Below are 2,659 nucleotides of genomic sequence, written 5' to 3' on the forward strand. Positions count from 1 at the left end.
TATATTGATTTATAAAAGTATTATCATCGACATCATTAATATCCGCTGCAATTAAACTACGAATAGCAGTATCAACAGCTTGATTTAACTTGTTAAATACTCTTTCATTACACTTGGTATGGACTGTATCCATATTTTTGAAAGATGGGTAGTCGTACTGAAGAAAATTATTGGCCAAATTTTCAGCTAATTTAAAGTATTCCAAGCGAATTGAATTATATTTAAGCAAATCATCGCTAGGATCAAATAAAAGTGACATCCTTTTCCTCGTTAGTTACAAAAAGTTATATAAAGTAATTTATAGGTACAATTTTTATCATATGGTATGGTAAAAAGAAATATTTCTTCACATCTTTTACTTGAATATTTGCAAAATAAACAGCAGATTTTCTTTAAGTTTTTTACTTACTATAAGAAATTGGTTAAGTTAAGTTTTTGTAATTATAGCAATTTTTATCCATATATTATTCTAATGAAATTCAACATAGCTTTGCTCTTGCAAACTTTCCATTTAAAGGCATACAAATGAAATACTCTCCCTATCTCGACCAAGTGTCCGATATAATCGGTTTAATCCCGACCAATAAAGCCCAGTCTGTTGCTTATGCAATTCGTGTGTGCAATGACCGCCAAACCGATCCAATTGAAAAAATTTCTTCGCTGTTTAAGCTTTTAATTTAAAGATACTTTTCGCGTTTTTAAATCCCGATGGGCTTATAGCCCATCGGGATTTTCTATATTAATCTTCGGAGTAATCAATGCAACCTCATATTTTTGACAAAATTAACTATAGTTTGATCAAAACCTTTGTATGTCCAAAACTTTCTGAGCATGCAAGAGGAAAAATACATTATCAAATCTGGCGCAACAATGACGACCATTCATTAGGATTGGCAATCAGCAAAAATGAATCGTCTGGTGGTTTCAGCGCAGAACTTGTCATGATTGATGAAATTGTCAAACAGCTTAAAACTTTGCGTAAAACTGGCAAGCCCTTTCATGCAACCGCGTTAAAGCCTTTGTTTATCGGTAGGTCTGTGAATACTCCCTGCTTTTTGGCAGCTGCGCTGGTCCATCAACAAGTGATTCAACCACATCCACAGATTCAAAGACTTCTGGAAATTCATGATCAAATGGATCAGTGGCCAACGATGCTAGTTACTATGCAGCCTGAGCCAGACGCTATTACCGCTAAGGATCATACCTTAGAGAAGCAACTAATAGATCGAACACCACCCAATGCAAAAAAAGCAAAGGACTTATCAACCTCAAAGGCCAATCAAAAGACAGAATTAGCGGAAGCATCTCATGTATATCATTCAACACAAAAATCATCTCGGCCAGATCAAGGATCAGGCTATCAAACAGGCGATTCAGCAGCAGATTGAACAACTGGAACACTGCTATCAGGAAAATTACCAAGCCACCCGTCATGGGTGGTTTGTTGTTTTGGAGCATCCTGATGAAATAAATCAGCCAATAGTGAACTTATCTGTCTCGCTACAGGAAAAGCTCACTAATGGAGAAGTCGAGTATCAACAAGTAAGTTCCTATGGTTATGAGGCGCTGATCACCCTAAATGCTACCGAAGCAGTATTAGTCTACTTACCGGATGAACTCTTTAATCAAGTCGTAATAAAGTTGCCTAATTTATTAAATCCCGGCGAGTTTCATGTAGTTGCGCCTGATGAGTATTGAAACATGTCTTAAAAACTTGCTAAAAGCCGTAAAATAAACCGTAAAGCTGTTTAGGCTTTACGGTAGTTTTGCTTTCTTGCTTGTAAGACATAACTTTGTTGTTTTTGTCAGGAAGGTGTCCTAAGTACTTGTAGTCCGGAGTTCTTTTTCAGATTCAAAATAGTACCGCTTAGTCAAGCTATTAAAACGCTTCACATAACCTATGCGCTTGAGGCTTGCATTAATCAAATGGCGCAAATAATCATTGCTGAAATTGAGTTCATGTCCATAAAACTCTTCGTAGCATTTTTTTATATGGCGCATATCCTTATAACCGTAATTTTTGTTGAAAAATGCAGTTGTCAAGAATTCATCCATATTAGCTTCAGGAATAAGCGATTTCTGATGGGGATGAGTACTTTGCCATTCCAGATTAGTAAAGTCTCCTTGTTTCCAGCGTTTAAGTATCTTCTTCGCTGTTGAGAGCGGTATTTTACAGTAGCGATTCAATTCTTCTTCAGTGCAGTCTGGGTACAGGTCAAAATAAATTTTGGCAGCTTTTCTGCGTTCCAAAGGCGTTCTTAACATATCAGTTACAAAAAGATTCAAATAATTTCTCCTCTTAGATTTTTATATGGTGCTCGAAAATTATCCAAAAATCTATATTGCTGTAAAAATCTTTCGGCTAATTTTCTGTAGATAAGCCAGTGCTTTATCTTAATTCATAGGTGATGTAAATGGAATAAAATTTTTAAACTAAGATTATGATTTATAATAATAATTAAATTTTATTCTGTTTAAAAAATATACTAAATTTACGAATTTGCTCTCAGATGAATGATGAGTTACTTTCTACTTACCCTATCAACTGTAGCAATGTAAGGTGAGTAAATGACCCCAGTTTCCGGCTTAATATTTAACCAGCATGAGTACAGCCTCCATGCACAAGCAACGACTTGTGCATGGAGGCTGTACTCATGCT

Annotated in this window: 5 protein-coding genes; 3 read left to right on the plus strand and 2 right to left on the minus strand. The window is 35.5% G+C overall.

Going from position 1 to position 2,659, the window contains the following annotated elements; all coding sequences use genetic code 11:
• Positions 1-259 (minus strand): hypothetical protein (locus BKE30_RS15185; protein WP_143253810.1); only part of this gene is annotated, 259 nt, incomplete at its 3' end.
• Positions 260-525: 266 nt separating this feature from the next.
• Here BKE30_RS15185 and BKE30_RS16105 point away from each other — a divergent pair.
• From BKE30_RS16105 to BKE30_RS15195, 3 genes are all read left to right on the plus strand, one after another.
• Positions 526-681, plus strand: a complete 156-nt coding sequence (locus BKE30_RS16105) for a hypothetical protein (protein ID WP_158073210.1) — start codon at positions 526-528, stop codon at positions 679-681.
• 77 nt (positions 682-758) lie between these two features.
• Entirely contained in the window at positions 759-1,388 is a 630-nt protein-coding gene (locus BKE30_RS15915) for a hypothetical protein (RefSeq protein ID WP_143253811.1), read from the plus strand.
• Positions 1,309-1,698: a hypothetical protein gene (locus BKE30_RS15195; protein ID WP_076879404.1), complete on the plus strand. Its 390-nt coding sequence runs from the start codon at positions 1,309-1,311 to the stop codon at positions 1,696-1,698. Before BKE30_RS15915 ends, BKE30_RS15195 begins: the two co-directional genes overlap by 80 nt.
• 120 nt (positions 1,699-1,818) lie before the next feature.
• Here BKE30_RS15195 and BKE30_RS15200 read toward each other — a convergent pair whose 3' ends face one another.
• Complete coding sequence (locus tag BKE30_RS15200) at positions 1,819-2,286, minus strand: hypothetical protein (RefSeq protein ID WP_143253812.1); 468 nt, start codon at positions 2,284-2,286, stop codon at positions 1,819-1,821.
• Positions 2,287-2,659: the final 373 nt, after the last annotated feature.

Source organism: Alkanindiges hydrocarboniclasticus, from assembly GCF_001982605.1.
Taxonomy (GTDB): domain Bacteria; phylum Pseudomonadota; class Gammaproteobacteria; order Pseudomonadales; family Moraxellaceae; genus Alkanindiges; species Alkanindiges hydrocarboniclasticus.

Coding starts and splice junctions, on each gene's coding strand:
- BKE30_RS15915 (WP_143253811.1), top strand. CDS start 759: ATGCAACCTCATATTTTTGACAAAATTAACTATAGTTTGATCAAAACC.
- BKE30_RS16105 (WP_158073210.1), top strand. CDS start 526: ATGAAATACTCTCCCTATCTCGACCAAGTGTCCGATATAATCGGTTTA.
- BKE30_RS15195 (WP_076879404.1), top strand. CDS start 1,309: ATGTATATCATTCAACACAAAAATCATCTCGGCCAGATCAAGGATCAG.